The organism is Microbacterium sp. 67-17, assembly GCF_001898325.1.
GTDB lineage: Bacteria > Actinomycetota > Actinomycetes > Actinomycetales > Microbacteriaceae > Microbacterium > Microbacterium schleiferi.
The window spans coordinates 18,353-42,937 of sequence record NZ_MKTR01000024.1 but is presented as its reverse complement, the minus strand read 5'-3'; the positions used below and the strand labels follow the sequence as shown (position 1 = coordinate 42,937).

Here is a 24,585-nt window from a genome sequence, read left to right as displayed (position 1 = left end):
GCGGTTGGCTGGAAGCATGAACACGGAGCAGACCAATCAACCGACCGACGCGTTGCCCGTCGCGATCGTCACCGGCGCGAGCGCGGGTATCGGTCGCAGCGCCGCCGTCGAAATCGCGCGTCGCGGATTCGGTGTCATTGCGACCTACCATTCCCGCCCCGAGGGTGCGGAAGACACCGTCCGCCTGATCGAAGACCTCGGCGGAACTGCTCGAGCGATCCGACTCGATGTCGGCGATACCGAGACCTTCCCCGCTTTCCGCGAGCAGGTCGAGGCGGCGTTGGCAAACGAATGGGGAACCGATCGCATCGATGCCCTCGTCAACAACGCCGGTTTCGGCGGCGGACGCGCCTTCGAGGACATGAGGGAGGCAGACTTCGACGAGTACTATCGCGTGCTGCTACGGGGCCCTTACTTCCTCACGCAGACGCTCCTGCCGCTTCTGCGACGCGGTGCGGCCGTCGTCAACGTGTCCAGCAGCTCGGTGCGCCCCGGTGAGTCTGAACCCGGATACTCGGGGTACGCAGGCATGAAGGCGGCACTTGTGACCGCGTCCCGCTATCTCGCTCGCGAACTGGGCGAGCGAGGCATCCGCGTCAACACCATCGCCCCCGGCCCCACGCGGACGCGCATCGGCGGCGACGCGTTCGAGAAGTACCCCGACATCATCCCCGCCATCGCCGCCAAGACGGCGCTCGGTCGCCTCGGCGAGCCCGACGACATCGGCCGCGTCATCGCGTTCCTCGTCTCGGCGGACGCGCAGTGGATCACGGGCGAAGACATCCAGGTCGCCGGAGGGTACGGACTATGACCACGCAGGAACCCCGGTTCGGCACCGTCGTGCTCACCGGCGCGACGAGTGGCATCGGGGCCGCAACGGCTGCCCTGCTGGCGATGTGCGCCGACACCCTCGTCCTCCACGGACCTGAACGAGCGGAGGACGTCGCGGACCAGCTCCACGAACTCGGCGCCCGGGGCAGCGCGCTGATCCGATACGTCAGCTGCGACTTCGCCCGCCTCGACGCCGTAGCCCGGGCGGCGGTGCAGATCAGGGAGCTGGTTCCCGATGGGATCGACCTGTTGATCAACAATGCGGCGGTTCCGGGTGCCCCCGAGCGCATCGTGACAGTTCACGGCTTCGAGCGCTCCCTGCAGGTGAACGCACTCGCCCCGGCGCTTTTCACGCGCCTGCTCGTGCCGTCCTTGAATGACAACGCCCGCATCGTCAACGTGGGTTCGTCGGCGCATCACGTCGAGCGGTTCCACTTCGACGACATCGACCTCGAACACGACTATTCGCCCGTCGCCGCATACGCGCGGGCGAAGCTCGCCATGGTTACGTGGTCGTCCCTGCTCGCCCAGGAAGAGGCGGGAACGTCCACGACCGTCGTCGCGCTCTGCCCGGGACTCAACGACACCCCGCTGAGCGCGGCGATGATGGGTCACATCGGTGGCCCCGCCGAGCACGGGGCCGAACGCGTGCTGTTCGCGGCAACCGCGGCGGTCCGCTCCGGGTCGTACCTCGAGAACGACGTGGTGGTCGACCCGAACCCCGAGGTGGGGCGGTGGCGTAACCGAGAACTCCTCGCCGAGCTCTACATCGATCGACTGCCGCGGTTTGCGGCCCTGGGCCGGCGATGAGCGTCCCGGGCTCACCGGCCGCCGTACTCACCGGTCGGGTCGCCGTTGTGCTGGGCGCGACCGGGTGGATCGGCACGGGGATATCGCGTTATCTGCTGCAGGCGGGCGCGAACGTCGTGATTGTCTCTCGCGACCGGGAACGGCTCGCCAGGCTCGAGCAGTCTCTCGGCGACGAACACCGCGTGCTCGCGACGACTGCCGACGTCACCTCGCAGTTGGATGTCGACGACGTGCGGGCAGCAGCCCTGGAGCGTTTCGGTCACATCGATCTAGTCCTCGTGCTGGCCGGTGTCATCACCGGCTCCGCGTTCGAAGACGGGGTTCCCGCCGACTGGGCTGAGATGACCGATGTTAACCTGCGGGGAGTCCTCCACTCGGCGCAGACGTTCGCGATGCCGCTGCTCGATGCTGCGGAACAGGGGCGCCCCGCCGACCTGGTGCTGCTGGGCGCGGTCACCGAGGAGTCGCATGAACCCCGCTTCGCGGTGTTCAACGCCGTCTCGGCTGCGATCACCCAACTGGGCCGAACCCTTCGTGACGAGTACGGCGGGCGCGGTCTTCGCGTTCACGTTCTTGCACCCGAGTTCCCCCGTGTCGCCGACAGCGACCCGCGCCGCGGCCGTGAGGATGCGCCGGTGACCCCGGAGTCCTTGGCCGCGGTGGTCACCCTCGCCGCGTCGCTGCCGGTCGGCGTCAACCTCGCCGAGGCCGTGCTCCGTCCGACCCGGGTGGCGCACTCATGACCGGGTGGATGGCGCGCTTTCGAGGCGCCCCGGAGGCCCTGCGCGGGGCGACCGTCCTTCTCGCTGCGACGCTCGTCGCCCTGGTCTGGGCGAACCTTCCCGGCGACACCTACGACATGGTCTGGCATCTGCCGCTCGGATTCGAGATCGGAGACTTCTCGTTCGAACTCGATCTGCGGCACTGGGTCAACGATGCCGCGATGGCGCTGTTCTTCGCATCCGTGACCCTCGAGGTCAGGCGCGAACTCGAGCTCGGGGAACTCCGGGATTGGCGGCGCGCAAGCGCCGCTCTGATCGCCGCCGTCGCCGGACTGGTCGTTCCCGCCATCCTGTTCATCGCGGTAAACGGGGGAACGGATGCCGTCGGCGGGTGGGGTGTCGTGATCTCCACCGACACGGCGTTCGTGCTCGGGATGCTGGCGCTCGTCGGACGCTCGATGCCGCCACAACTGCGCGTCTTCCTCGTGACCCTGGCGGTCGCCGATGACGTCGGCGCGCTCGCCGTCATCGCGTTCGCCTACACCGACGACTTCACACCGGCGCCGCTCATTCTCGTCGCCGTGGGGCTCGCCATCATCCTGGCGATGCGACGGGCCGGTGTCTGGCGCGGAGCGCTCTACCTCGCGCCCTCCGTCGTCGTGTGGGCGGGCTTCCTGATGTCCGGGGTGCACGCCACGCTCGCGGGTGTCGCGATCGCGCTCCTGCTGCCGGTCTTCTCCACTCGACCGGCCGACATGCGACGCGCTAACGATCACGTTCGCGCCTTCCAGCAGTCGCCGAGCGCCCATGCCGCGCGCGCGGCGGAACAGGCCGTCGCCCGGGCCATCTCGGTCAATGAGCGGGCCTACCGGGCCCTCAACCCCTCCGTGACCTGGTTCATCCTGCCCCTGTTCGCCCTCGCCAACGCGGGCGTGAGCGTGGCCGGCCCGACGCTCAGCGACGCCTTCGGATCACGACTCACCTGGGGCGTCGTCATCGGCCTGGTCGTCGGCAACGCGGTAGCCATCACGCTCTCCACCCTGATCGTCCGGCGCGTCAGTCCTCACTCGGTGAGCCCGAACCTGCGGATCGAGCACATCTTCGGGTTGAGTCTGCTTGCCGGGATGGGATTCACGATCTCGCTGTTCGTCGCCGAGCTCGCCTTCACCGACCCCGTCGATCTCAGCCGCGCGCAGATCGGCATCCTGACGGGGACGCTCACCGCGGCGTTGCTCGGCGCACTGGCTTTCGGCGTGCTGGGCGTGCGCGAACGGCGACGTGTGCCCGACCGCGATCGGCTGTTGCGCTCAGCACGAGCGAACCGCGACCCGATGCTCGGTGACGCCGAACGCGCGCTCGTCACCGTCGTGGAGTACGGCGACTTCACGTCGCCCTTCTCCCCCACATCCGATGAGATGCGGCGTGAGATGACCACGCGATTCGGAACGGATGTCGCCTTCACCTTCAGGCATCTGCCGACGGTGAACTCGGCCAGCAGAACTGCGGCACTGGCCAACGAGGCAGCGCGTGCGCAGGGCCGATTCTGGGAGATGCGTGACGCACTGCTTCGCGAGGCGCCCGTGGAATCCGAACGGCAGATCCTTCGCGCCGCATCCGCCGCGGGAGTGAACCTCCGCCGACTCCAGGTGGACCGCGACCGGGGCTTGGGCGCGTGGCGTGTCGAGCAGGATGCCAGCGACGCCGAGTCGATGTCGATCTCGACCGCGCCGACATTCTTCATCGGCGGTGTCCGCTACAACGGTCCGATCGACGCCGACTCGATCAACGCCGCAGTTGCCGATGCCGTTTCGACGGCAGGCCGATCGGCCTCTCTCTTGCCACGGCCGAACGCGCTCACTCGGGCATAGCCCGCCTTAATGGAAGAAATGGCGCTCGCGCGTGAAGAACATCGTGACGCCGGCGTCGCGCGCCGCCTTCACGACCTCCTCATCGCGAACAGACCCTCCCGGCTGGACGATCGCCGACACACCGGCATCGATGAGCACCTGCGGTCCGTCGGCGAACGGGAAGAACGCGTCGGATGCGGCGACCGCACCCTGCACGCGATCCCCGGCGCGCTCGACCGCGAGGCGGCACGAGTCGACCCGGTTCACCTGGCCCATGCCGATACCGACGGTGGCCGAGTCCTTCGCGAGGACGATCGCGTTGGACTTCACGGCACGGCAGGTCTTCCACGCGAAGATGAGGTTGGTCATCGCGTCGGCATCGGGACGCTCACCCGAGACGAGCTCCCAGTCGGTGGCGACGGACTCGATGTCGTCGGGAAAACGGTCGGCATCCTGCAGAAGGAGGCCACCCGAGATGAGCCGCACATCCATCGGCTCCTGCTTCCAGTCGTCGGGCAGCTTCAGCACGCGCAGGTTGTTCTTCAGTCGGAAGACCTCCAGAGCCTCCGGTTCGAAGTCCGGTGCGACGATCACCTCGGTGAAGATGTCGCGCAGGTTCTCGGCCATCTTCAGCGTCACCTTGCGGTTGGCTGCGATAACGCCACCGAAGGCCGAGACCGGGTCGCAGGCGTGGGCGCGCAGGTGCGCGCTGGCGATCGGGTCGAGCGCGTTCGGCGCTGATACCGCGATGCCGCAGGGGTTCGCATGCTTGATGATCGCCACGGCGGGCTTGACCAGGTCGAATGCCGCGCGCAGGGCAGCGTCAGCATCGACGTAGTTGTTGTACGACATCTCCTTGCCCTGCAACTGGGTGGCCTGGGCGATGCCGTGGCCGCCCGTGCGCGTATAGATCGCGGCGCGCTGGTGCATGTTCTCGCCGTAGCGCAGGGTCGACAGACGCTCGGCGCGAATCGTCAGGTGCGAGGGAAGGTCGACATCCTCCCCCAGCGTCTCGTCAGCGAACCAGGTGGCGACTGCCCGGTCGTACTCCGCGGTGTGCGCGAACGCCCGCGCGGCAAGCTCGCGCCGCTGCGCGAGAGAGGTGCCGCCCGCTCGGATTGCTTCGATGACCGACCCGTAGGATTCCGGCGAGACCACGATGGCGACGTTCGCGTAGTTCTTCGCTGACGCCCGGACCATGGCGGGACCGCCGATGTCGATCTGCTCGACGACATCGTCGCCCTGCGCACCGGAGGCAACGGTCTCGACGAAGGGGTAGAGGTTCACGACCACCAGCTCGAAGGGCTGGATGCCGAGATCGCTGAGCTGATCCTCGTGGTGTGCGAGGCGAAGGTCGGCAAGAAGGCCGGCGTGCACGGCGGGGTGCAGAGTCTTGACCCGCCCGTCGAGCGACTCGGGGAACCCGGTCACGGCGGCGACATCGGTCACGGCGAAGCCTGCATCCCGGATCGTTGCTGCCGTCGACCCCGTGGAGACGATCTCGACGCCAGCCTCAGCAAGGGCCTCGGCAAGGCTCAAGAGATCGGTCTTGTCGCTGACCGACACCAGTGCCCGCCGGACGGGCACGACGTCGCGGTCGCGGTACAGGGACGGGTCGTGACTCGGGCCTGCCATCAGGTCTCCTTGCTGTTGGGCTCTGGGCTGTCGGGTGGTCATCGGCCGCGCAAGCTGCGTCGTCGCGGCCCTGGCCAGGGAATTGTCAGGGGGTTGAGAGGTCGATCTCGCCGGTTGCGATGCGCCTCACGACGTCGATCAGGAGTCGGCGTTCGACCGGCTTGATCCTCTCATGAAGGCTCGCCTCGTCGTCGCCCGGAAGCACCGCGATGCGCTCCTGCGCGAGGATCGGTCCGGTATCGACTCCGGCGTCGACGACGATGACACTCGCACCGGTCTGACTGACACCGGCAGCGAGCGCGTCTCGCACACCGTGGGCGCCGGGGAACTCGGGAAGATACGCCGGATGGGTGTTGATGATGCGCGGCACCCAGGGTTCCAGGACCGACGCGGGGAGCAACCGCATCAGGCCGCTGAGAACGATGAGGTCGGGCTGCCACACCGCGAGTTGGTCGCGAAGCGCCTCGCCCCAGGCCGCTCGGCTCGCATACTCGGCGAAGGGCACGAAGAACCACGGAATGCCGAAGGCTTCGGCATGGGCGAGGCCCTCAGCCTCGCGGTCGGCACCGACGACAACGATCCGCGCCGGATAGTCGGGCTCGTTCGCTGCCTCGAGCAGCGCCCGAAGGTTGGATCCGGCGCCGGAGATGAGAACGGCGACGGTGAGCACCGACTCAGTCTACCGAGGGCTCCAGGAGCGCCGTGGGCACCGCCTCGGTCGCGTCGTCGTCACGGGCTCGACGTCGCGGTGAGAGCAACAGGATGCCGGCACCGACGCCGACCTCGATGCCGATCGCCAGCGCGACGGGGCCCGGTTCTGGTCCCAGCTGGGCGAGCACACCAGGGCCGAGCGAGCCGGAGGCGAGGGCCGCCAGCAGCGCCGCTGAACCGGCCGAGACAACCGCGATCCCGAGCGTCACGACGATACGGGCGGCAACGCGCTCGGCATCCGCGGCGAAGAACGACCGAGCGACCCACCCGGCGAAGGCGCCGACCGCGACGGGCAGGAGCGCAAGCAGCAGCAACCATGGCGAGGTCGACTCGGGGAGGACGCCCAGCAGCGGCAGGCCGGGCAGGACGCCGGTCGTGGTTCCGGATGCCGCGACCGTCGCCCCTGCTCCGAGGGACACACCGGGACCGGCAACGAAGGCGAGCGCCCACACGACGAGGGTGGGAAGGTAGAGAAGCTGGCCGAGCGTCAGGAGCACTGCGCCCAGGACATCGACGTGGGATGCCTCGTAGAGGCCGACGATCTGGGAGCCGCGCGCGAAGATCGCGACAGCGGTGACCAGTGCCGCGACGCCGAGGAGTCCGACTGCCGCGATCGCCCCCGCGCGCGCGATGACCGTCGGGGTGAGGGCCCAGTCCTCGGGCAGGTCTTCGGTCCATTCGCGTAGCGCCGCGATGACGCCGCTGTCGGCATCCTGCCACTCCCCGACGAGCGCGCCGAGCAGCGCCGGGATGCCGAAGATGAGGGCCGGGAAGAGGATCGCTTCCGTGAGCGAGGTGTGTGCAATGGGGTTTCCCGCGGTCAACGCGATGCCGGCGGCTGCAGCGGCGAAGACCACGGTCCCCGCGAGTGCGCCCGTGAACGCCGCTCCCGAGCGTGAGGCCCGCCGACCCGAGCGCGTCGCCGAGATGGCGGTGAATCCCACGAAGGCCAGCGGGGCGAGCGAGAGCACGAAGGATGCTGCGCCTGGATCAATGCCGGCAGTTGCCATGTAGTCGGCGGGAAGCGTGATCTCCAGCGGGACGACGTGCCCCAGTTGCCAGACGCGGGCGGCGGTGGGCCACAGCGCTTCCCACGGGGCAAGCCCGCCGAACTCAACAATCCACAGGAGCGTCGCTGGGGCGAGCACGACGACGAGGCCCGCGGCGACGGTGACGAGCGCGTCGAAGGCCGCGAGAAGGAAGACGATGACCCGGTTCATGCGGGTTCGACCTTACCCACCCCGGGGCCGCTCACCGGCCGACTCACCGAGCGCTGCGCCACGCTCCTGAGTTCGGAACTGAGCCCTGGAACAGTTGGGTGATCGTTGCCATCGTGAACCCCCGATCGAGAAGCCCGTCGCAAATGGCTCCCACGGTGCGCGCGGTGTTCCCGTGGATGTCGTGCTGCAGCACGATCGAGCCGGGCTTCGATCGTGTCACGACCCGCTCGGTCAGGACGTCGTCGGCCGGGCCTTCCCAGTCCTCGGTGTCGACATCCCAGAGGATCGCGGGCATCTGCGCCACCGCGAGCACCCGCGCGTTGTAGTCGCCATAGGGGGGCCGGAACATCGTGATCTTCTGGCCGGATGCCGCCTCCAACGCGGCTGTCGTGTCGCGCAATTGCGACGCGATCTGCGCATCGGTCAGCTTCGTGAGCGACGGATGGTTCCAGCTGTGGTTTCCGATGAGGTGTCCCTCGGCGACCATCCGCTGCAGTGTGGCTGCGTATCTGTTCGCCTTCTCACCCATCGCGAAGAACGTCGCACTGGCGCGGTGCGTCGCGAGGGCATCCAGCATGCTCGGAGTGAGATCGCTCGGACCATCGTCGTAGGTCAGCGCAACGCAGGGCGTCAACGAACAGTCGACGGGCACGTCCCCGGGCCTCGTCACACTCGGGCCTGAGTACGGCTGACCGACCGAGGCGAGCAGCCGTCGTCCGAAGTCGGTGAGCAGGGGTTCGGCAACAGCCGTGGGCACCAGAATGGTACGGGCCGCATCGGTCGGCGGGATGCCGAGCGCCGTGAGCCCATCGGTGGTGAAGCCAGCGGGGATCGTGAACTGCATGCCGCCGGCAGCCGCAGGGATCGTGGTCGCGAAGGCCCCGGCAAGGCGCTCCGCCGCCGATGGGTCCGCGACGGGTGCCAGCGAGAGCGAGCCAGCGGCACGGCGCAAACCGTCAACGACCTCGGCAGCGAGCGTTCCGAGGGCGTCCGGCCCCCAAAGCTGTGCTCCGGACGCCACATCGCCCACTGACGCATCAGCGAAGAGTGTCTCGGCGGTGTCGGCTGTGACGGCATCCGCGTTCGACATCACGGTGCGCAGGCGCTCACCGAACAGGGTCCCCGCCGCCCACACGACATCACACACGACCGTAGCCGCACCGCCGCCAACGACGGGTCCGGCCACAGCTGAATCGACCAGCAGCTGGGCGGCCGGGGTCGTGGTGGAGCCGGGAGTGCAGGTCCGGTCGTCCAGGCCCGCACCGACGTCTCCAGCCTGAGGCCGGTAGGCCGCGCCGGTGACCTCTTGCCGGGCAGCGATCGCGGCACGGATGTAGGCCCTCACCGCGTCATTAAAGGCGGGGACCTGCGGCAGAAGCAGGTAGCGAGCCTGGATACCGACACCATCCTGGCGGATGCGCTCGGGTGAAACGTTGGAGGCGAGCGGTTGCCCGGGCTGCGCGCTCAGCGGCGCCGCCTCGCCCTCGACGACGGTCAGACTCGTCGTCGGCCACGTCGGCGGGTTCCAGTTCTCGTCGACCGCAGGGGCGCAGCCGGAGGCGACGACGGATGCCGCCGCAAGAACGGCTGCGACGGCGAGTGCACGCGCAGAACGCGGGGCCGAAGCGCTCACGGCTGCACCCCCTCGACCAGCGACGCCATCGCCGCGCGGTAGCGCTCGAGGTCGCCGCTGGAGGCGACGAAGACCACGGAACCTCCCGCGACCGGCCCCACCGCAGCGACAAGGTCGGGCCCGGCGGCGGCGCCCTCGCTCGACCCGGACGGAGACCCGTGCGCGACGGTCAGCCCCGATGCCAAGGTCTCGACCATGGGTGCCGCCACGCCGGCATCCGTTGCGGCCTGCTCAGGTGCCGTGTCGGTGAGCATCGCCTCGATCGTCATTCCCCGGTCGGGCGTCGCAATGAGGGCATGCGTTTCATCCTGGGACGTGATCAGCCAACCCGCTGGAACCGCAACCGCAACGGATGCGTCCTTCGGCCCGAGCACGAGAGGAGTCTCGGCGCTGGCAACCTGAGTACGCGCGTTGGCAAGAAGGGGCGGGAAAGCGACCAGGCCGGCCACGATCGCGAACACTAGCAGGCCCGCGGCGCCGACGGCGGCGAGGACCCAGATCCACCACGACCTCTCGGATCGCGTGCTGTCGTTCATGTCGGGCTCCACAGCGCACGGAAGGCGCTATCAGGATCATCTCGTGGCGCGATCGATCGCGTGTGGAGACAAGCCGGAGAAATCCTGAGAATCAACCGCGATGGCAAATCTCTCGCCGGACATATGTCCGGGCGGCCCGGGGCATACGAGCGCGACGATGCCTGCTGTTCTCGCCGCGCGAGTACAGCCGCAGCCCCGTTCGCACGCCGGCGTCGGTTTCACTGCACGATCAGCTGCCGTTTCCCATGATCGACAGCAACCCGCCCTCGATCGGAATCGCGGCTCCAGTGATGTAGTTCGCGTGGTCGCTGAGCAGAAAGGCCACAACACTGCCGACCTCGTCAGGAGATCCGAGTCTGCCAAGGGGAACTGCGCTTCTCAGCTGTTCCATCGCGGCATCCCCCTTCCCACCGGACTGCTGCTCGGCGAGAGTCCGAAGCATCCGCGTATTCATGAATCCGGGCTCGATGGCATTGACCCGCACACCGTGAGGCGCCATTGTGGCCGCAGCGTCGCGCGTTAGCCCCAAGACTGCATGTTTGGACGTCGCGTACGCTACACCGTTCTGCGAGCCCCTCTCGCTCGCGATCGACCCGCTGTTCACGATCGCCCCGGAACGCTGTGTTTTCATGACGCGCATGACGTGCTTCAGGCCGAGGAAGACGCCTCGGACGTTCACGGCCATGACACGGTCGAACTCGGCCGTGTCATACTCCTCGAACGATGCACTCTTTCCTTCGATGCCCGCGTTGTTGTGGAAGGCGTCGATGCGACCGAACCGTCTGAGCGTGGCCGCCACATAGCCTTCGACGTCGTCCTCAGAGGACACGTCTGCGACGACACTTAGCACTTCGGTCGTGTTCATGAGCTCCGCGGCGTTTCGCTCGAGGGCCGGAGCAGACTTGTCCACCAGCGCGATGCGTGCGCCTTCGCCTGCCAGCGCGCGCGCGGCAGCAAACCCAAGTTCGCCGCCTCCACCCGTGACGATCGCAACCCTGTCCTGCATGATTCCCATCGCTCGTCCTCGTTCCTTGGTTGTGGTTCAGAATCCCGTGTTCGAGAGCGCGAGAGCACCGCCATCGACAGTGATGACGGCACCCGCGACGACCTCGGATGCGGGCGACATGAAAGACAGCATCGGGCCCTGAATCTCCCTCATCGTCCCCGTGGGCTGCGACAGGACCGCATGGACCCAGAGGCGCTCGGCTGTCGGGGAGATATCGGTCTTGCCGTCGCCCAATCGGGGTGCCGGTGAATGGTCCCGGTGCAATCGTCGACGCGGATGCCGCGGGAAGCCAGTTCGAGAGCGACCTGGAGCACAAAGTTGAAGATTGCGGCCTTTGTGACCACGTACGCGTACGAAACCGCCGATCGGCGCGCGACCCCGCGGTCGATGCTGGGCCCGCCCGCGATGCCGGCATTCGCGACCACGACCGCCAAGGTGCCCACTTCGGCGATCACCCGATCGATGATCTGGTCGATCATTCCGCGGTCCGCGACATCGACAACGTCGCCATAGGGACCGTGGCTCGCCGCGCGGATCCCGTCGACGACGGCGCACGCCTGCTCTCCGTCTCGGCCCGCCACGACGACGGTCGCGCCAACTGCCGCGCACACCTCTGCCCCAGCCTGACGGGCCCCACTGGAGCCCCCGGCGACCAGGACGATGTTTCCGGTCAGGCCAGCGAGTCCGGCAACCTGACACGGCGTGACGACATCCATGTCCATAGCAGGCGCCTGCGGTGACGCCTGCACTTAGCCGAGACCGATGGCGCGCGCACGGTGCGCCGCCGGCAGCCGGTCACCCTGGCGGAAGAGCTTCTGGCGCAGTGTTCCGGGTTCATACTCTGTTTGAGCGAGCCCGCGTCGCTGCAGCACCGGCACCACCTGATCCACCCAGTCATCCCAATAGCCAAGGGTAGTTGTCGGAATCACGTTGAAACCCTCAACGCCAGCCTCTACCCATTCCTGGATGTCATCTGCGATCCGCTCGGGAGTTGCGGCGATCCGGCCAGGCAGCAGAGCGTGATCCAGCAGATATTCGCGCCAGGTGAGTTGTTCGCCATCACCCACGTTCGCGTCTATGGCTGCCTGCAGGATTGAGCGCATGTGGTCACCGGTCGTTGCCATCTTGTTGATCTCCGCGAGCGGTGTCTCAGGGTCGACGGCGTTGAAGTCGATACCGTAGGCGCCGCTCGAGAACGCCTGGAGCGCGGTGATGTCAATGTTTTCCCGGTAGTACTCACGCTTGCGCGTAGCTTCTTCCTCCGTTGATCCCACGATGTATGACAGCTGCACGATCTTTTTCAGCGATCGAGGGTCGCGTCCGGCCGCCCGGGACTGCTCATCGAGCGCGGCGATGTCTGCCTTCGCCGCTTGGGGTGTCACCGACGCCAGGAAGGTGACCTCCGCGTTCTTGACCGCGAAGGATCGACCATCTGGCGACATACCGGCTTGGAACAGGACAGGTGTACGTAGCGGACCCGGCTCAACCAGGTGTGGCCCCTGCACCGTATAGCGCTCACCCTTGTGGTCGATGGTGTGAATCTTCGAGGCATCCAGGAAGGAATCGAGCTCAGCGTCATGGAGGACGGCTCCGTCCTCCCATGAGTGTTCCAACAGCTTGTAGACGACATCGACATACTCCTGCGCCCACGCGTATCGGTCAGCGTGGGCGGCAATGTCGCCGTAGCCATAGTTGCGGAAGCCATTGCTGAGATAGGAGGTGACGATGTTCCACGCCACCCGTCCACCCGTGAAAGTATCCAGAGTCCCGATCTGCCGGGCAAAACTGAATGGATGAGTCTGGATGATGTTGCTCGTGACTGCGAATCCCAGATTCTCCGTCGCGTATCCGAGAGCCGAGATCGCAGACAGCGGGTCCGGGCCGGGAAACTCCGAGCCGGCGCGGATCGCGACGCTCGGGTGCGAATAGTCCAGGTCGTAGACGCCGACAACATCTGCCAGGAACATCGCGTCGACGAATCCACGCTCGAGAGTCTTGGCGACATCGATGTACGCCTGCAGCTCGTTGTACCTGTACTGAATCGAACCTTCCGGGGTGCGCCAATAGCCGTGACTGTGATGGTTCGGAGTCATTCGCATGAACGCGTTGTAGATCGGGGGCCGAGACATGCGCTGTCCTCTCTGCGGGGAAACACCCGGGGTCACTCGATGAACTCCGGGAGTGTCGAGAGCTTCCCTGCTCGCAACGTCAACGACCATAACACAAGTAGTTGTTCGCGCAACTCGTTTCTGCGCGAACATAGTGACGGCGGCGACCTCACACGCCGACCTCCGCGATGATCGCCGAAGTCAGTAAGAACCGAGAGAATGCACACATGGACGCAGCACATCAACGGAATAGCCGACTCGCCGAGTTCGAGTTCGTTGCAGAAAACCGCCGAGATGATGACCACGCTCTGCCGGACGCGCTTGATCTGTCACGCTTCACCCCACGACTGCTCGCGATCCTGTCCAACATCTTCTCTCTCTACGAGTCGCAGTCCCTCCGCGACCAGTTCGGCCTCGGCACGACAGAGTGGCGCATCCTTTCCGCCGTGGCACTGGAGCCGGCCCTCACGGCGACCGAGATCTCGAAATCCACAGTCATGAGCAAGGCGGTGATATCGAGAGCTCTCACCGACCTCGTCCAGGACGGTCTACTCAGCCTGGGCGACGGCCCTCGCGGTTCTCGCCCGATCCGGATTACTGAGGAGGGGGCGCAGATGTACCGCAAGATGCTCCCGATCTCGTACCGAGCGCAGGAGATCATCAACCGCACGCTCGGTGAGGAAAAGCTCGAGCAACTTCACGACCTTCTTACGACGTTGATTTCGGCGGCCATCGAGGACGAAGCGTGGCGCGATGGCAATGAATAGGGAGAACGAGGCCTCCTCCTTCACCATGTAGTTGCATTTGCAACTCGTTTTGCGCGAATCTGGTTTACGTAGAGACAAATCAGTGTTAGCGTCGCTGCGTCGCACCACCGAGGTGTGACGCCCCGCCGGGGTCAACGAAGACCTTGCCGGATGCGCTGTGGTGAGTCCGTCGACGCATCCCGATCGTCATCTTCGTCATCAAGAGTGAACACAGTCGTACAGAGGAGTAGAACCGTGCGCTCACGAATCTCAATAACCATTGCCCTCACCGCATCAGCGGCCCTGGCTCTCACCGGGTGCGCGTCAGGAGGCGCCGATTCGAGTGAGAGCAACTCCGAACAGGGCTTCAAGGTCGCCGCCTTCACCTCGGGGAATCAGACGCCCGTGGGCGCGTGGTGGGTTAAGGCAACCGAGGCGCAGGCGACGCAGTCTGGATGGGACATGACTATGATCCAGGGCGACTTCGACTTTCAGAAGATGAATCCCGCCGTCGAGAGCGCGATCGGCCAGGGGGTGGACGTTGTCATCGACGGCTACACCGACTTTGCCTCGATCGGCTCGATCTGCACGGCGGCGCAGGATGCTGGCGTTCCGATCTTCGCGATCGATAGCGGCACAGAACCGTCGGATTGCTTCGCGGTCAACATGATCACCGACCAGGAGCTGATCGTCGACCAGACCACCGGCGCCCTCGGCGACGCCCTCGGGGGGCTGGACGGCAAGAACATAATGATCATCGGGCACGACCCGCACGCCGGCATTCGCAAGCGCGCAGCTCTCGCCGAAGAGGTCTTTCGTGCCGCAGGCGCGAATGTCGTCGGTGGCGGTATCCAGAAGGTGACGAGCCCCGCTACCGGCCGCATCGAGGCGCTCGCATTGGTCGCTGACTATCTGTCGGCAAACCCCGGAGGGCTCGACGGAGTCTGGGTGGGCTGGGACGATGCCGCGCTCGGCGCGGTACAAGCGATCGAGGAGGCGGGCACCTCCACACGGGTTGTCGCTGTGGATGCCAGCGCCGAGGCACTCAGGGCGATCGAGTCCGGCGGAGCGTTCCTTGCCACCGCTGTGCAGCCATGGCCGGAGATCAATGCCCGGCTGATGAAGGCGGTGCTCGCATACGAGGAAGACGGGACCCTGCCCACCGAGAACTACATAGAGTTCCCGACCGTGCTGGCAACCCGGGAGAACGCAGCGGATATCACCCCGACCGACGAACTCCCCTGAATCGCACCCGCTCGGCGGGCACGACAGCTCACAGTGTCGTGCCCGCCGGGCATCCATTGCCTGGCGCCAAGACCTCCGGAGGTAACGAACCATGACACCCCAGCGACTGACGTGCACTGCCGCCGCCGACTCCCTCCCCTTGCACGACAACGCGACGAACAGGGTATCGGTCGAGCAGTTCAAGGCCGCGTTCCGCCATCACCCCGGCGGGGTTGCCGTGATCACCGCGGACGACGGTACAAGACCTGTTGCGATGACGGCGACGTCGGTGTCGTCCGTCAGCGCGGATCCACCGCTGCTGTTGTTCTCCGTCTCCGAGCTCTCCTCGAGTGCACCGACCCTGCTCGCTTCCCAGAGTGTTGTCGTCCACCTCATCGACGCAACTACCAGTGATATCGCCAAGCTCGGCGCGACCAGCAAGATCGACCGGTTCGCTGACACCTCAATGTGGCACCGCCTCCCAACGGGCGAGCCGGTGTTCCACGACGTCTCGGTGTGGCTCAGATGTCGGCCGGTTCGCCGATTTCGCGCCGGCAACGCGACTATTGTCATCGCCGAAGCAATCGAGGCCCACGCTCAAGTCGACGACCCACGCGACGGGCTTGCCTATGTGAATCGCACGTGGCACAGGCTCAGCGAGCATTCCCAGCTCGCGGACTAGAAGCCGCTACCCGGCAAGCCGACTGTTATGCAGCGCGTCCACACGTCGACACCGGTTGACCGTATTGGTCCGATGGATGCGGGTGCGGTCAGGCGGGGTCGAGCACGAAAACAGCGATGAGCCGGTCGGTCTTCTTCTGGTACTCGGCATAGTCGGGCCACACCTCGACAGCACGCGCCCACCACTGATCGCGCTCCTCGCCCTCAACTTCCCTGGCGAGGTAGTCGCGCTTGGTCGCGCCATCCTGCAACTCGACGGCGGCATGCTTTCGCATGTTCCCCGCCCACTTGGGTTCGTCGGGCGCGCCGCCCTTCGAGGCGATCACGGCATAGCTTCCGTCGTGTTCGACGCGCATGAGGGCGGTCTTGCGCAGCCCTCCGGTCTTGGCGCCCAGCGTGGTCAGGACGATGACGGGCTTGCCTCGCAGCACCGATCCCTCGGCACCCCCCGTGGCTTCGTAGGTTTCGGCCTGGGTGCGGGCCCACTCCGATGTGGACGGCTTGTACTCTCCGGTCAGTGGCATGCCCTCAGGCTACCGCCCACCTGCGACCACGGGCTGCCCGGAGCGAGACACCGCGTACACAGCGAGACTCAGAGCTGCTCGATGATCTCGCGCATCAGGGCGGCGGTCTCGGACGGCGTCTTGCCGACCTTCACGCCCGCAGCCTCGAGGGCTTCCTTCTTGGCCTGGGCGGTACCCGCAGAGCCCGACACGATCGCGCCGGCGTGACCCATCGTCTTGCCCTCGGGAGCGGTGAAGCCCGCGACATAGCCGACGACCGGCTTGGTCACGTTCGCCTTGATGAAGTCGGCGGCGCGCTCTTCGGCATCCCCACCGATCTCACCGATCATGACGATCGCCTTGGTCTCGGGGTCTGCCTCGAACGCGGCGAGCGCGTCGATGTGGGTGGTGCCGATGATCGGGTCGCCACCGATACCGATAGCGGTCGAGAAGCCCAGGTCACGCAACTCGAACATCATCTGGTAGGTGAGCGTGCCCGACTTCGAGACGAGGCCGATCGGACCCTTGCCCGTGATGTTGGCCGGGGTGATACCCACGAGCGACTCACCGGGGGTGATGATGCCGGGGCAGTTCGGGCCGATGATGCGCGTCTTGTTTCCCTTGGACTGGGTGTAGGCCCAGGCCTCGGCAGTGTCACCGACGGGGACACCTTCGGTGATGACCACGAGCAGCGGGATCTCGGCGTCGATGGCCTCGATCATGGCATCCTTCGTGAAGGCGGGCGGCACGAAGGCGATCGAGACGTCAGCGCCGGTCTTCTCCATCGCTTCGGCGACGGATGCGAAAACGGGCAGCTCGACGGCGTTACCGTCCTTGTCGGCGTGCGAGACGGTGGTCCCGGCCTTGCGGGCGTTCACGCCGCCGACGACCTGGGTGCCGGCCTTGAGCATGAGAGCGGTGTGCTTCGTGCCCTCACCGCCGGTGATGCCCTGGACGATGACCTTGGAGTCCTTGTTGAGGTAGATCGACATGTCAGAAGTCCTTATCCGGTTTCGCGATCAGGCGGCGGCCAGCTCGGCTGCCTTGTCAGCGCCCTCGTCCATACCGGCGGCGAGGGTGACCAGCGGGTGGTTCGCGGCGGCGAGGATTGCGCGACCCTCTTCCACCTGGTTGCCGTCGAGGCGAACAACGAGCGGCTTGGTGGCGGTGTCGCCGAGGATCTCGAGAGCCTTGACGATGCCGTCGGCAACCGCAACGCACGAGGTGATGCCGCCGAAGACGTTGACGAACACACTCTTGACCTGCGGGTCGCCGAGGATGACATCCAGGCCCGCGGCCATGACTGTCGCCGAGGCGCCGCCGCCGATGTCGAGGAAGTTGGCGGGCTTGACGCCGCCGTGGTTCTCGCCGGCGTAGGCGACCACATCGAGGGTCGACATGACCAGGCCCGCACCGTTGCCGATGATGCCGACTTCGCCGTCGAGCTTGACGTAGTTCAGGCCCGACTCCTTCGCCTTGGCCTCGAGCGGGTCAGCAGCACCCTTGTCTTCGAGCTCTTCGTGCTCGGGGTGGCGCACCTCGCTCGCGTTGTCGTCGAGCGTGACCTTGCCGTCCAGGGCAATGATGTTGCCGTTTCCGTCCAGGATCAGCGGGTTGACCTCGACGAGGGTCGCACCTTCACCCTGATAGACGTCGTAGAGCTTGACGAAGACGTCCGCGACCTTGTCGACAAGCTCAGCCGGGAACTTCGCAGCGGTAGCGATCTCGACAGCCTTGTCCTTGTCGATACCGGTCAGCGGGTTTACCTCGACGCGGGCCAGGGCCTCGGGCTTCTCGACGGCGAGCTGCTCGATTTCCATGCCGCCTTCAACGGAGCACAGCGACAGGTACGAACGGTTGGAGCGGTCCAGCAGCACGGAGAAGTAGAACTCCTGCTCGATGGATGCGCCGGCGGCGACCATCACGCGCTGCACGACGTGCCCCTTGATGTCCAGGCCCAGAATGGCCTTGGCCGCCTCGTACGCCTCGTCGGCATTCTTCGCGACCTTCACGCCGCCGGCCTTGCCGCGGCCTCCGGTCTTGACCTGAGCCTTGACGACGACGACACCGCCGATCTTCTCGGCAGCCGCCTTCGCCTCCTCAGGAGTGTCGGCGATGATGCCGGGGAGCACCGGCACCCCGTATTTCTCGAATAGGTCTCGTGCCTGGTACTCGTACAGATCCACGCTGGTGTCCTCCGCTGCGGCGTCGGGTGGGTGAGGGAATGTCTCGATGTCGAGATAGTTCGACCAAGTAGTCAGCCTACTACCCGGCACTGAACGGTTGCGAACGGGCAGGCGACTTACCCGCTGCCGGCGATCTGCTCGATCTGCGCGGCAGTCAGCGGGATCCAGGGCGAACCGTCGGGGTCATCGGATGCCGCGGCCGGGCTGTCACCCTGCGTCCACCACTTCGCTTCGAACGGAACGCCGTCGTAGAGGACGCGATCCCCCTCGCGGTAGACGGTATCGCCCGACCAGTCGGGGTAGGTTCCAGGCGGAAGCGTCGGCACGACGTAGGGGGTCTCGCCCGGAAGAACGGGACCGACCAGGTCCCACGGACTCTCGGCGCCGCTGACCATCGGATCGTCGGGAACGTCACCGCGTGTCCACCACTTGGCCTCGTAAACCATGCCGTGCCACACGATCTTCGACCCCGCGAGGTAGCGCGTGTCAGCGTTCCAGATCGGATACGGGCTCGTGGCCGGGTCGTCGGTGGCCGAGGCGCTCGGCAGTGGCACCGGTGTGTGACTGCCTGCAGTTCCGGTGTCGGTCAGGCCGTCTCCGAGCGTGACCGCGAAACTCTCCTGCCCTTGGTCGACACCGCTGCAGTAGTTGGACACGATGCGTACGTCGGCGTAGTTGTCGCCGCAGGAGCGGTCGCGGTTGGCCGACCACATCGAAACGCGACCGAGACCGACATCCAGCGCGAACTGATTGAGCTGCGCAGCATCATCCATCGTGAACACCTCGTCCACAACGTCGTTCTGACCGATCATGGGTGTCGCGCCGATGCGCGCCCACGCTGCCGCGGAGCTGAGCGGTTCATCGGAGTCGCGCAGGATGTCAACGAGCTGGTCACGAACGCCGGTAATCGCCGAGATCGCCACGTCGCCCATCGTTCGACCCTCGAGGTCGACGCCGTAGTCCATCGTCATCGCGTTGATCCCGCCCAGCTTCACACCGGCGTCGATCACCTGCACAGCGGCAGCCTCGCCGGTCGCATCGAGGCCCGACGGCGTGACGGGCAACGTCAGCCAGACCGTGAGCGGATCGTCCGCGTCCCGCTCGCTCTGCAGAATGCGCAGCGCCTCAGCCCTGCGCGCCCCGACCGCGGTGTCCTGCAACGCGTCGCCTTCGATGTCGAGATCGATGATCGTGAGGTCGTAGCGGTCTATGACGGCCTGGTAAGCAGCCGCCAGCGACTCGGCATCCGGGCATGCTGTCGCAAGCTCGGTGTTGTCTCGCCCGCCGAAGCTCACCACGACGTCGCCACCCTGCTGCCTGAGACGGGCGATGCGGCGGTCGAGGTCCAGGTCGCGGGCAGCCTGGTCCAGCGTGTAGGCGCCGCCCCACGACGGCTCACACGTGGTCTCCTCGGAAGCGACGACAAACCCCAGCACGACATCCTCGTCAGCGGCGGATGCCGGAGACTCGAATGCGTAGGCGGGGGTGAGGGTGGTATCGACGTACGCCGCGAACCAGGGCTGATTCGGGTCGATGACGACTCGATCGGTCACGGTGTGGAACCCGAACCAGATCGCAACGCCGGCGGCCGCGGCGATGAGGATGCCGAGCATGACCCGCCACGGCGACAAGCGCTTTCCGGCGTGCGGGCCGGTCGCCCGCCGTTCCTGAGCGCTGCTCGCCGTCTCGCCGGTCACCACCCGCGACCTCGGCCACGCACCGGGCGCGACACAGGAGCATTCGGTGACAGCGGAACCTCGTTGCGAAGCGGCATCCGCCCCGGGGGCACCCCGACCGGTACGGCGTCAGGAGAGGTCCGCGCGGCAGTCTGCGAAGGCACCTGCCACTCGCCCGGCGCAGGCGCCGGAGCCCAGTCAGCGCCAGCCGCTGCCGTGGCCGGGACGAGCTCCGGCGGATAGACGTCGGGCTGAGCCGGACTCTGCCACGACGGAGCCGCCCCGTACAGCTGGCCGTCGCTCGGAGAGGTCGGCGCGTACTCGGGGGCGACGACATAACCCTGCCACGCCGGTAGCGGTGACGCAGTGAAGGGCGCCCGGGGTTCGCCCGCGTACTGCTGTTGGGCAGGGTACGAGGGCGCCTGGTCGTTCCAGACCGGAGTCTGCCACGGGGAGGTGGGCACGGGTGCCGAAGCGTGCCACTGCGGGGCAGCCTGCTGCGCGGGCTCGACCGGCCACGGCTGGTCCCGCTGTGCCGGCGCAGGCTGCGTGTAGACATCCCGCTGTGCCGGCGCAGGCTGCGTGTAGACATACCGCTGCTGCGGCGCAGACTGCGTGTAGACATACTGCGCCGCGGGAGCCTGGACGGGAACATCGGGGAACACGGGCTCCGGCGCGGCGATCCACGCCGGAGCCGCCGAATCGACCCCAGCTGGCTCTGCCGACGAGAAGACCTGGATGGCGCGATCGCCGCTGTCGCCGGGGGCCCAGGCGCTGGCCGCGACCTCGACAGGATGATCGACGGCGTCCCCGAAGTCATCCCATTCGGCCGACACAACACGACCCTCCGGCCCCGGCATCCAGAGATCGGGCACGAGTTCCATCCCGTATGCCGGCGCGATGGCATACGTCGGGCGGAACACCTCGGGCTCGGCGCCGGGCTCAGATACCGACTCGGTCGGAGCACCAACGAGAACAGGCTCGGTCGCCGCATCGAGTTCGACGACGGCGGGCTCGGCCGCCGGCTCGGTGTGAGGCTCCGGCTCCGACTCAGCGACAACAGGCTCGGGCTCGGACATCGCCGGGGCGGCTGCCGGCACCGGATCGGGTTCCGGCTCGGCAGCCGCCTCGGCTGCGGCGACCTCGGGACGGGTCGCCGACACCGGATCGGGTTCCGGTGAGTCATCGACGTCGAGCAGGGAGAGGCTCGGCTGCTCGGATTCAGAGAGCATCGGCTGCTCGGGCTCGGCGAGGATCGGGGCCTCGAGAGTCTCGAGTTCGAGCATCACCGGGCGTGCAGGGATGGTCGGTGGAGGGAGGTAGTCGGGCGAGGTCTCTCCCGCAGCCGGGTGACCGTGGTACAGCGCGGCCCGCCAGTCCGGCTGCGCGCGCTCCCCCGCCTTCACGCGCGAACGCTTCTTCGGGGTCGCGTCGACCCACATCCAGTCGGTGAGCCCCAACCACGTGTCGGCGATGGACTCCAGGATGCCGATGTTCTCGACGATCGCCCAGGCCGCGAGGGTCGCATTGAAGGCGGCGAAGGCAGCTGTGCCCCAATTCTCGTGAAGGATGTTCCACCATGCGGTGAACACCGAGAAGATGACGATGGCATAGGGAGCCACGACGTAGAGCAGCTGTGTGGCGGTGCGGTTACGCACCTTCGGCGTGCGGGCGAACGGGATCTTCTTGCCGGTGAGCGCCTGTTCGATCGACTTGAGGACACCCGCGAGGTTCACCGGCAACAGGATCAGGTTGAAGCCGTAGATCCGGAAGATGTCGATCGTGCGATAGCCCGAGTACCGCAGGTCACTCGCCTGCGAGACGAAGTACGGCAGAGCAGCGAAAACGACCAGCGGGCTCAGCAGCCTGCTGTCGAAGGGGTAGGTCAGCAGCATGATCAGACCGAAGGATGCCCACGCCAGCGATGCCATGTAGTTGGTGCGCAGCATCCATTCGGCGATCGTGATCGGCCGGTGCGACTTGCGCCGCCGCTGCGCGTACTTCAAGAACTTGGGCATGATCAGCAGGCCGCCATTGGCCCACCGCCGGCGCTGCACGACGAGTGAGCCGAAGTCAGGCGGCGTTGCGCTGTAGCTGAGGCGCTCGGGGTAGTTCACCAGCGACCACCCCTGGTCGGCGAGGTCGATGCTTGACTCGGTGTCTTCGATGACCGTGCGGTCCTGCACGTACCGGCGCACCTCATAGCCGTTGACCGTCTCGACCTGCACGATGTCTTCGAGCGCACGCCGCCGGATGACGGCGTTTGCGCCCACCCAGAAGGTTGCGTCGTGCGCGGTCATCCCCTGGTGGAGGATGTGCTGGATGTCGGTCGTGGCGCCCGCAAGTCGCTCGATGCGGGTGGGAGCTCCCCGGAACGACGAGTACGGCGTCTGCGTCACCGCGACGCGTTCGTTCTCGGGCTGCTCCAGGAAGTGCACAAGCCGCAGGCAGTAGTCGCGAAGCAACAGCGAGTCGGCGTCGAGCGTGAGCAGGTACGGCGTATCCGGGATGACGATGTCGGCCTCGTCCGCGGGACCGACCTTCACGAGCACGGTTCCCTCGTCGGTCGGATGAGCGCGATAGCGCCCGCCGAGCAGGCCGATGTACGCGTTGAGGTTCATCGCCTTGTTCGGCTCATTCGACAGCGACGCGTAGCGCTTGCGTTCGAAGGTCGTCGCTTCGACTGTGAAGATCCGGACGAGGCGGCGGTGGAGTTCGAGCAGTCTCTCGCCCGTGGGCGCGGCATCGGCATCCATCGCGGCTTGCAGAGCCTGCGCCGTTGCGTCGAGGTCGTCGGCAAGGCCCCCGAGCACCTGATCGATGAAGAAGGTGTCGACGTGGTCTTCGTGCGGCCATTCGTCACCGACGGTGCGCAGCCACGTCACGGCGGCGACGTACTGGTCGCGGAGAGTCTCGACGGCGTCCGCCCCGACAGTGCCGCCCAGCAGCCACTCGTTCTCATACGCCAGCAGCGCCGCGGTGAACCGCTCGCCCGGCCCACTCAGAGCGTTCTCGATGTCGGAGGCGATCCGGCGGGTCTCGTCAAGACGCTCCTGCACCGCGGGGTCGGTGGGAAACGGGCTGTCATCCAGCAGCAGCACGACCCGCAGCGACGGGTACTCCTGTAGCGCCGCCGACCACATCGTCTTGCGCACGACTGCCGGCTCTTCCGCGTATGACGGGATGAGGACGGTCAGGCCCTCTTGGTGGCCGTCGGCGAAGTGGCGGTCGAGCTCTCCGCGCGGGGCCCGGACATGATCACGGAACCGGCGGAGGGCGCCGGCGCGGGCGACGAGGTACATCAGGGCAGAGAACGTGAGGAACGTCACCACCGCCGCGTAGACGATCACTTCGAGCGTGCGGAAGACTCCGTCGTTCGCAAACAGCTGCGGCAGGATCGTAAAGATCATGTAGCCGACCCAGGCCGCGATCGTCGCACCGATGGCGATCCGCGCCCACACCACCTTGGCCGCGGACGGGCGAGCGTGCACTGTCGAGAGCGGCGTCCGCCGCTTCTCGGATCCCCACTGCGGCCGTCTCGTCGACGGCAACGCTGTGCGTGTGCTCATCCCGCGTTTCCATCCGTGTCCGTGGCCAGAGGCCTCACACAACAAAGGCGGGGCGACGGATGCCGAGCACCCGGAGCGATCCCGCACCGCGACGCTATCGCGCGATACCGGAAAGCTGCGGCTTCCTGGGATGATCCTGGGCTCAGATGCTCTTTCCTTGAGGTAACACTGAGCCAAACTTGAGGTTCCCCCGGCGGTAGGCTCACGGCATGTCCGACACCACCGCCGCCACGTCGTCGTCGCGGACCGCAGTCGTCGCCGTCGCGCTCGACCTGTTCGATCGGAACGGCTTCGACGCGACATCCGTTGAGCAGATCGCCCAGGCTGCCGGCAGCTCCCGGTCAACGTTCTTCCGTCAGTTCGGCGGCAAGGACGACGTCGTGTTCGCCGACCACGAGCTCCTGCTCGCGCAGCTGCGTGAGAACCTGTCGCAGCCTCACGAGAACCCCTGGGTCGCGGTGTGCGATGCGGCGGTTACGGTGTTCGAACACTTCGCCGCCGACCCCGAGCTCGCACGGCGCCGCTACTCCGTGGTGCGGAAAGTTCCTGCGCTGCGAGAGCGCGAGATCGTCACGGTATTCCGGTACGAGCGACTCTTCGATGAGTACCTGCGCGGCGCTCTTCCGGGACTTGACCCGATCGATGCGGTCGGCTTCGCAGCATCCGTCGCCGCCGTACACAACCACGTGCTGCGCCAGCTGCTGCGTGATCGGGAGCCCGTACCGGTGTCGGTGCTGCGCGCCGCTCTTGATGACCTCATGCGCAAGTTCGGCGTCCACCCCGACCCCGAGCATCCGAATCCCGACGACGTCGTGCTGGCGGTCTTCCCCAAGCGGATGCCGCTGGCCGAGGTCACCCGCCGTCTGCACTCCTCTCTCGACCTCTGATCCGGGGTCGCCGCCCGGCCCGCGCCGGCCGCCACAAGGTGACTCGCGAGAAGC

At 66.7% G+C, this 24,585-nt stretch carries 21 protein-coding genes; 8 read left to right on the top strand and 13 right to left on the bottom strand.

Features of this window, described 5'->3' with window-relative positions; all coding sequences use genetic code 11:
• Window positions 1-16: 16 nt before the first annotated feature.
• The 4 genes from BGO47_RS10005 to nhaA are packed head-to-tail and all read left to right on the top strand — an operon-like array spanning window position 17 to window position 4,231.
• On the top strand, window positions 17-811 hold the full coding sequence (locus tag BGO47_RS10005; protein ID WP_292711469.1) for an SDR family oxidoreductase: 795 nt from the start codon (window positions 17-19) through the stop codon (window positions 809-811).
• A complete protein-coding gene (locus tag BGO47_RS10000; protein ID WP_292711466.1) occupies window positions 808-1,641 on the top strand; it encodes an SDR family NAD(P)-dependent oxidoreductase in 834 nt (277 codons plus the stop codon). Before BGO47_RS10005 ends, BGO47_RS10000 begins: the two co-directional genes overlap by 4 nt.
• The gene (locus BGO47_RS09995; RefSeq protein WP_292711463.1) at window positions 1,638-2,384 is read left to right on the top strand and encodes an SDR family NAD(P)-dependent oxidoreductase; all 747 of its coding nucleotides are present in this window, start codon (window positions 1,638-1,640) and stop codon (window positions 2,382-2,384) included. Before BGO47_RS10000 ends, BGO47_RS09995 begins: the two co-directional genes overlap by 4 nt.
• Complete coding sequence (gene nhaA / locus BGO47_RS09990; protein ID WP_292711461.1) at window positions 2,381-4,231, top strand: Na+/H+ antiporter NhaA; 1,851 nt, start codon at window positions 2,381-2,383, stop codon at window positions 4,229-4,231. The genes BGO47_RS09995 and nhaA overlap by 4 nt, the downstream gene beginning before the upstream one ends.
• A gap of 6 nt (window positions 4,232-4,237) precedes the next feature.
• Here nhaA and purH read toward each other — a convergent pair whose 3' ends face one another.
• From purH to BGO47_RS09950, 8 genes are all read right to left on the bottom strand, one after another.
• Entirely contained in the window at window positions 4,238-5,845 is a 1,608-nt protein-coding gene (gene purH / locus BGO47_RS09985) for a bifunctional phosphoribosylaminoimidazolecarboxamide formyltransferase/IMP cyclohydrolase (RefSeq protein ID WP_292711458.1), read from the bottom strand.
• Window positions 5,846-5,930: 85 nt separating this feature from the next.
• Window positions 5,931-6,515 carry a phosphoribosylglycinamide formyltransferase gene (gene purN / locus BGO47_RS09980; protein WP_292711455.1) on the bottom strand — a complete coding sequence of 195 codons (585 nt, stop codon included), beginning with the start codon at window positions 6,513-6,515 and terminating at the stop codon, window positions 5,931-5,933.
• 4 nt (window positions 6,516-6,519) lie between these two features.
• Window positions 6,520-7,776 (bottom strand): DUF6350 family protein, encoded by a 1,257-nt coding sequence (locus BGO47_RS09975; protein WP_292711452.1) that lies wholly within the window; start codon window positions 7,774-7,776, stop codon window positions 6,520-6,522.
• Window positions 7,777-7,819: 43 nt separating this feature from the next.
• Window positions 7,820-9,409 (bottom strand): polysaccharide deacetylase family protein, encoded by a 1,590-nt coding sequence (locus BGO47_RS09970; RefSeq protein WP_292711450.1) that lies wholly within the window; start codon window positions 9,407-9,409, stop codon window positions 7,820-7,822.
• A complete protein-coding gene (locus tag BGO47_RS09965) occupies window positions 9,406-9,945 on the bottom strand; it encodes a hypothetical protein (protein ID WP_292711448.1) in 540 nt (179 codons plus the stop codon). Before BGO47_RS09965 ends, BGO47_RS09970 begins: the two co-directional genes overlap by 4 nt.
• A gap of 229 nt (window positions 9,946-10,174) precedes the next feature.
• Window positions 10,175-10,960 (bottom strand): glucose 1-dehydrogenase, encoded by a 786-nt coding sequence (locus BGO47_RS09960; RefSeq protein WP_292711445.1) that lies wholly within the window; start codon window positions 10,958-10,960, stop codon window positions 10,175-10,177.
• Between the two features lie 140 nt (window positions 10,961-11,100).
• Window positions 11,101-11,667, bottom strand: a complete 567-nt coding sequence (locus tag BGO47_RS09955; RefSeq protein ID WP_292711442.1) for an SDR family NAD(P)-dependent oxidoreductase — start codon at window positions 11,665-11,667, stop codon at window positions 11,101-11,103.
• A 33-nt stretch (window positions 11,668-11,700) separates the two neighbouring features.
• Window positions 11,701-13,080 (bottom strand): NtaA/DmoA family FMN-dependent monooxygenase, encoded by a 1,380-nt coding sequence (locus tag BGO47_RS09950; protein WP_292711439.1) that lies wholly within the window; start codon window positions 13,078-13,080, stop codon window positions 11,701-11,703.
• A gap of 167 nt (window positions 13,081-13,247) precedes the next feature.
• On the opposite strand from BGO47_RS09950, the gene BGO47_RS09945 reads away from it, so the two are divergent.
• The 3 genes from BGO47_RS09945 to BGO47_RS09935 all read left to right on the top strand — a co-directional run bounded on the left by BGO47_RS09945 (window position 13,248) and on the right by BGO47_RS09935 (window position 15,711).
• Window positions 13,248-13,826: a MarR family winged helix-turn-helix transcriptional regulator gene (locus BGO47_RS09945; RefSeq protein ID WP_292711436.1), complete on the top strand. Its 579-nt coding sequence runs from the start codon at window positions 13,248-13,250 to the stop codon at window positions 13,824-13,826.
• 150 nt (window positions 13,827-13,976) lie between these two features.
• Window positions 13,977-15,050, top strand: coding sequence for a sugar ABC transporter substrate-binding protein (locus BGO47_RS09940; protein ID WP_292711433.1), 1,074 nt, complete (start codon window positions 13,977-13,979; stop codon window positions 15,048-15,050).
• Between the two features lie 91 nt (window positions 15,051-15,141).
• Entirely contained in the window at window positions 15,142-15,711 is a 570-nt protein-coding gene (locus BGO47_RS09935; protein WP_292711430.1) for a flavin reductase family protein, read from the top strand.
• 88 nt (window positions 15,712-15,799) lie between these two features.
• Here the strand turns inward: BGO47_RS09935 and BGO47_RS09930 are convergent, their stop codons facing one another.
• The 5 genes from BGO47_RS09930 to BGO47_RS09910 all read right to left on the bottom strand — a co-directional run bounded on the left by BGO47_RS09930 (window position 15,800) and on the right by BGO47_RS09910 (window position 23,644).
• The gene (locus BGO47_RS09930) at window positions 15,800-16,234 is read right to left on the bottom strand and encodes a nitroreductase family deazaflavin-dependent oxidoreductase (protein WP_292711427.1); all 435 of its coding nucleotides are present in this window, start codon (window positions 16,232-16,234) and stop codon (window positions 15,800-15,802) included.
• A gap of 68 nt (window positions 16,235-16,302) precedes the next feature.
• On the bottom strand, window positions 16,303-17,205 hold the full coding sequence (gene sucD / locus BGO47_RS09925; RefSeq protein WP_292711424.1) for a succinate--CoA ligase subunit alpha: 903 nt from the start codon (window positions 17,203-17,205) through the stop codon (window positions 16,303-16,305).
• Window positions 17,206-17,232: 27 nt separating this feature from the next.
• Entirely contained in the window at window positions 17,233-18,399 is a 1,167-nt protein-coding gene (gene sucC / locus BGO47_RS09920) for an ADP-forming succinate--CoA ligase subunit beta (RefSeq protein ID WP_292711421.1), read from the bottom strand.
• 116 nt (window positions 18,400-18,515) lie between these two features.
• A complete protein-coding gene (locus BGO47_RS09915; protein ID WP_292711418.1) occupies window positions 18,516-20,096 on the bottom strand; it encodes a carbohydrate-binding protein in 1,581 nt (526 codons plus the stop codon).
• Window positions 20,093-23,644: a glycosyltransferase family 2 protein gene (locus BGO47_RS09910; protein WP_292711415.1), complete on the bottom strand. Its 3,552-nt coding sequence runs from the start codon at window positions 23,642-23,644 to the stop codon at window positions 20,093-20,095. Before BGO47_RS09910 ends, BGO47_RS09915 begins: the two co-directional genes overlap by 4 nt.
• A 209-nt stretch (window positions 23,645-23,853) precedes the next feature.
• On the opposite strand from BGO47_RS09910, the gene BGO47_RS09905 reads away from it, so the two are divergent.
• Window positions 23,854-24,531 (top strand): TetR family transcriptional regulator, encoded by a 678-nt coding sequence (locus tag BGO47_RS09905; protein WP_292711413.1) that lies wholly within the window; start codon window positions 23,854-23,856, stop codon window positions 24,529-24,531.
• Window positions 24,532-24,585: the final 54 nt, after the last annotated feature.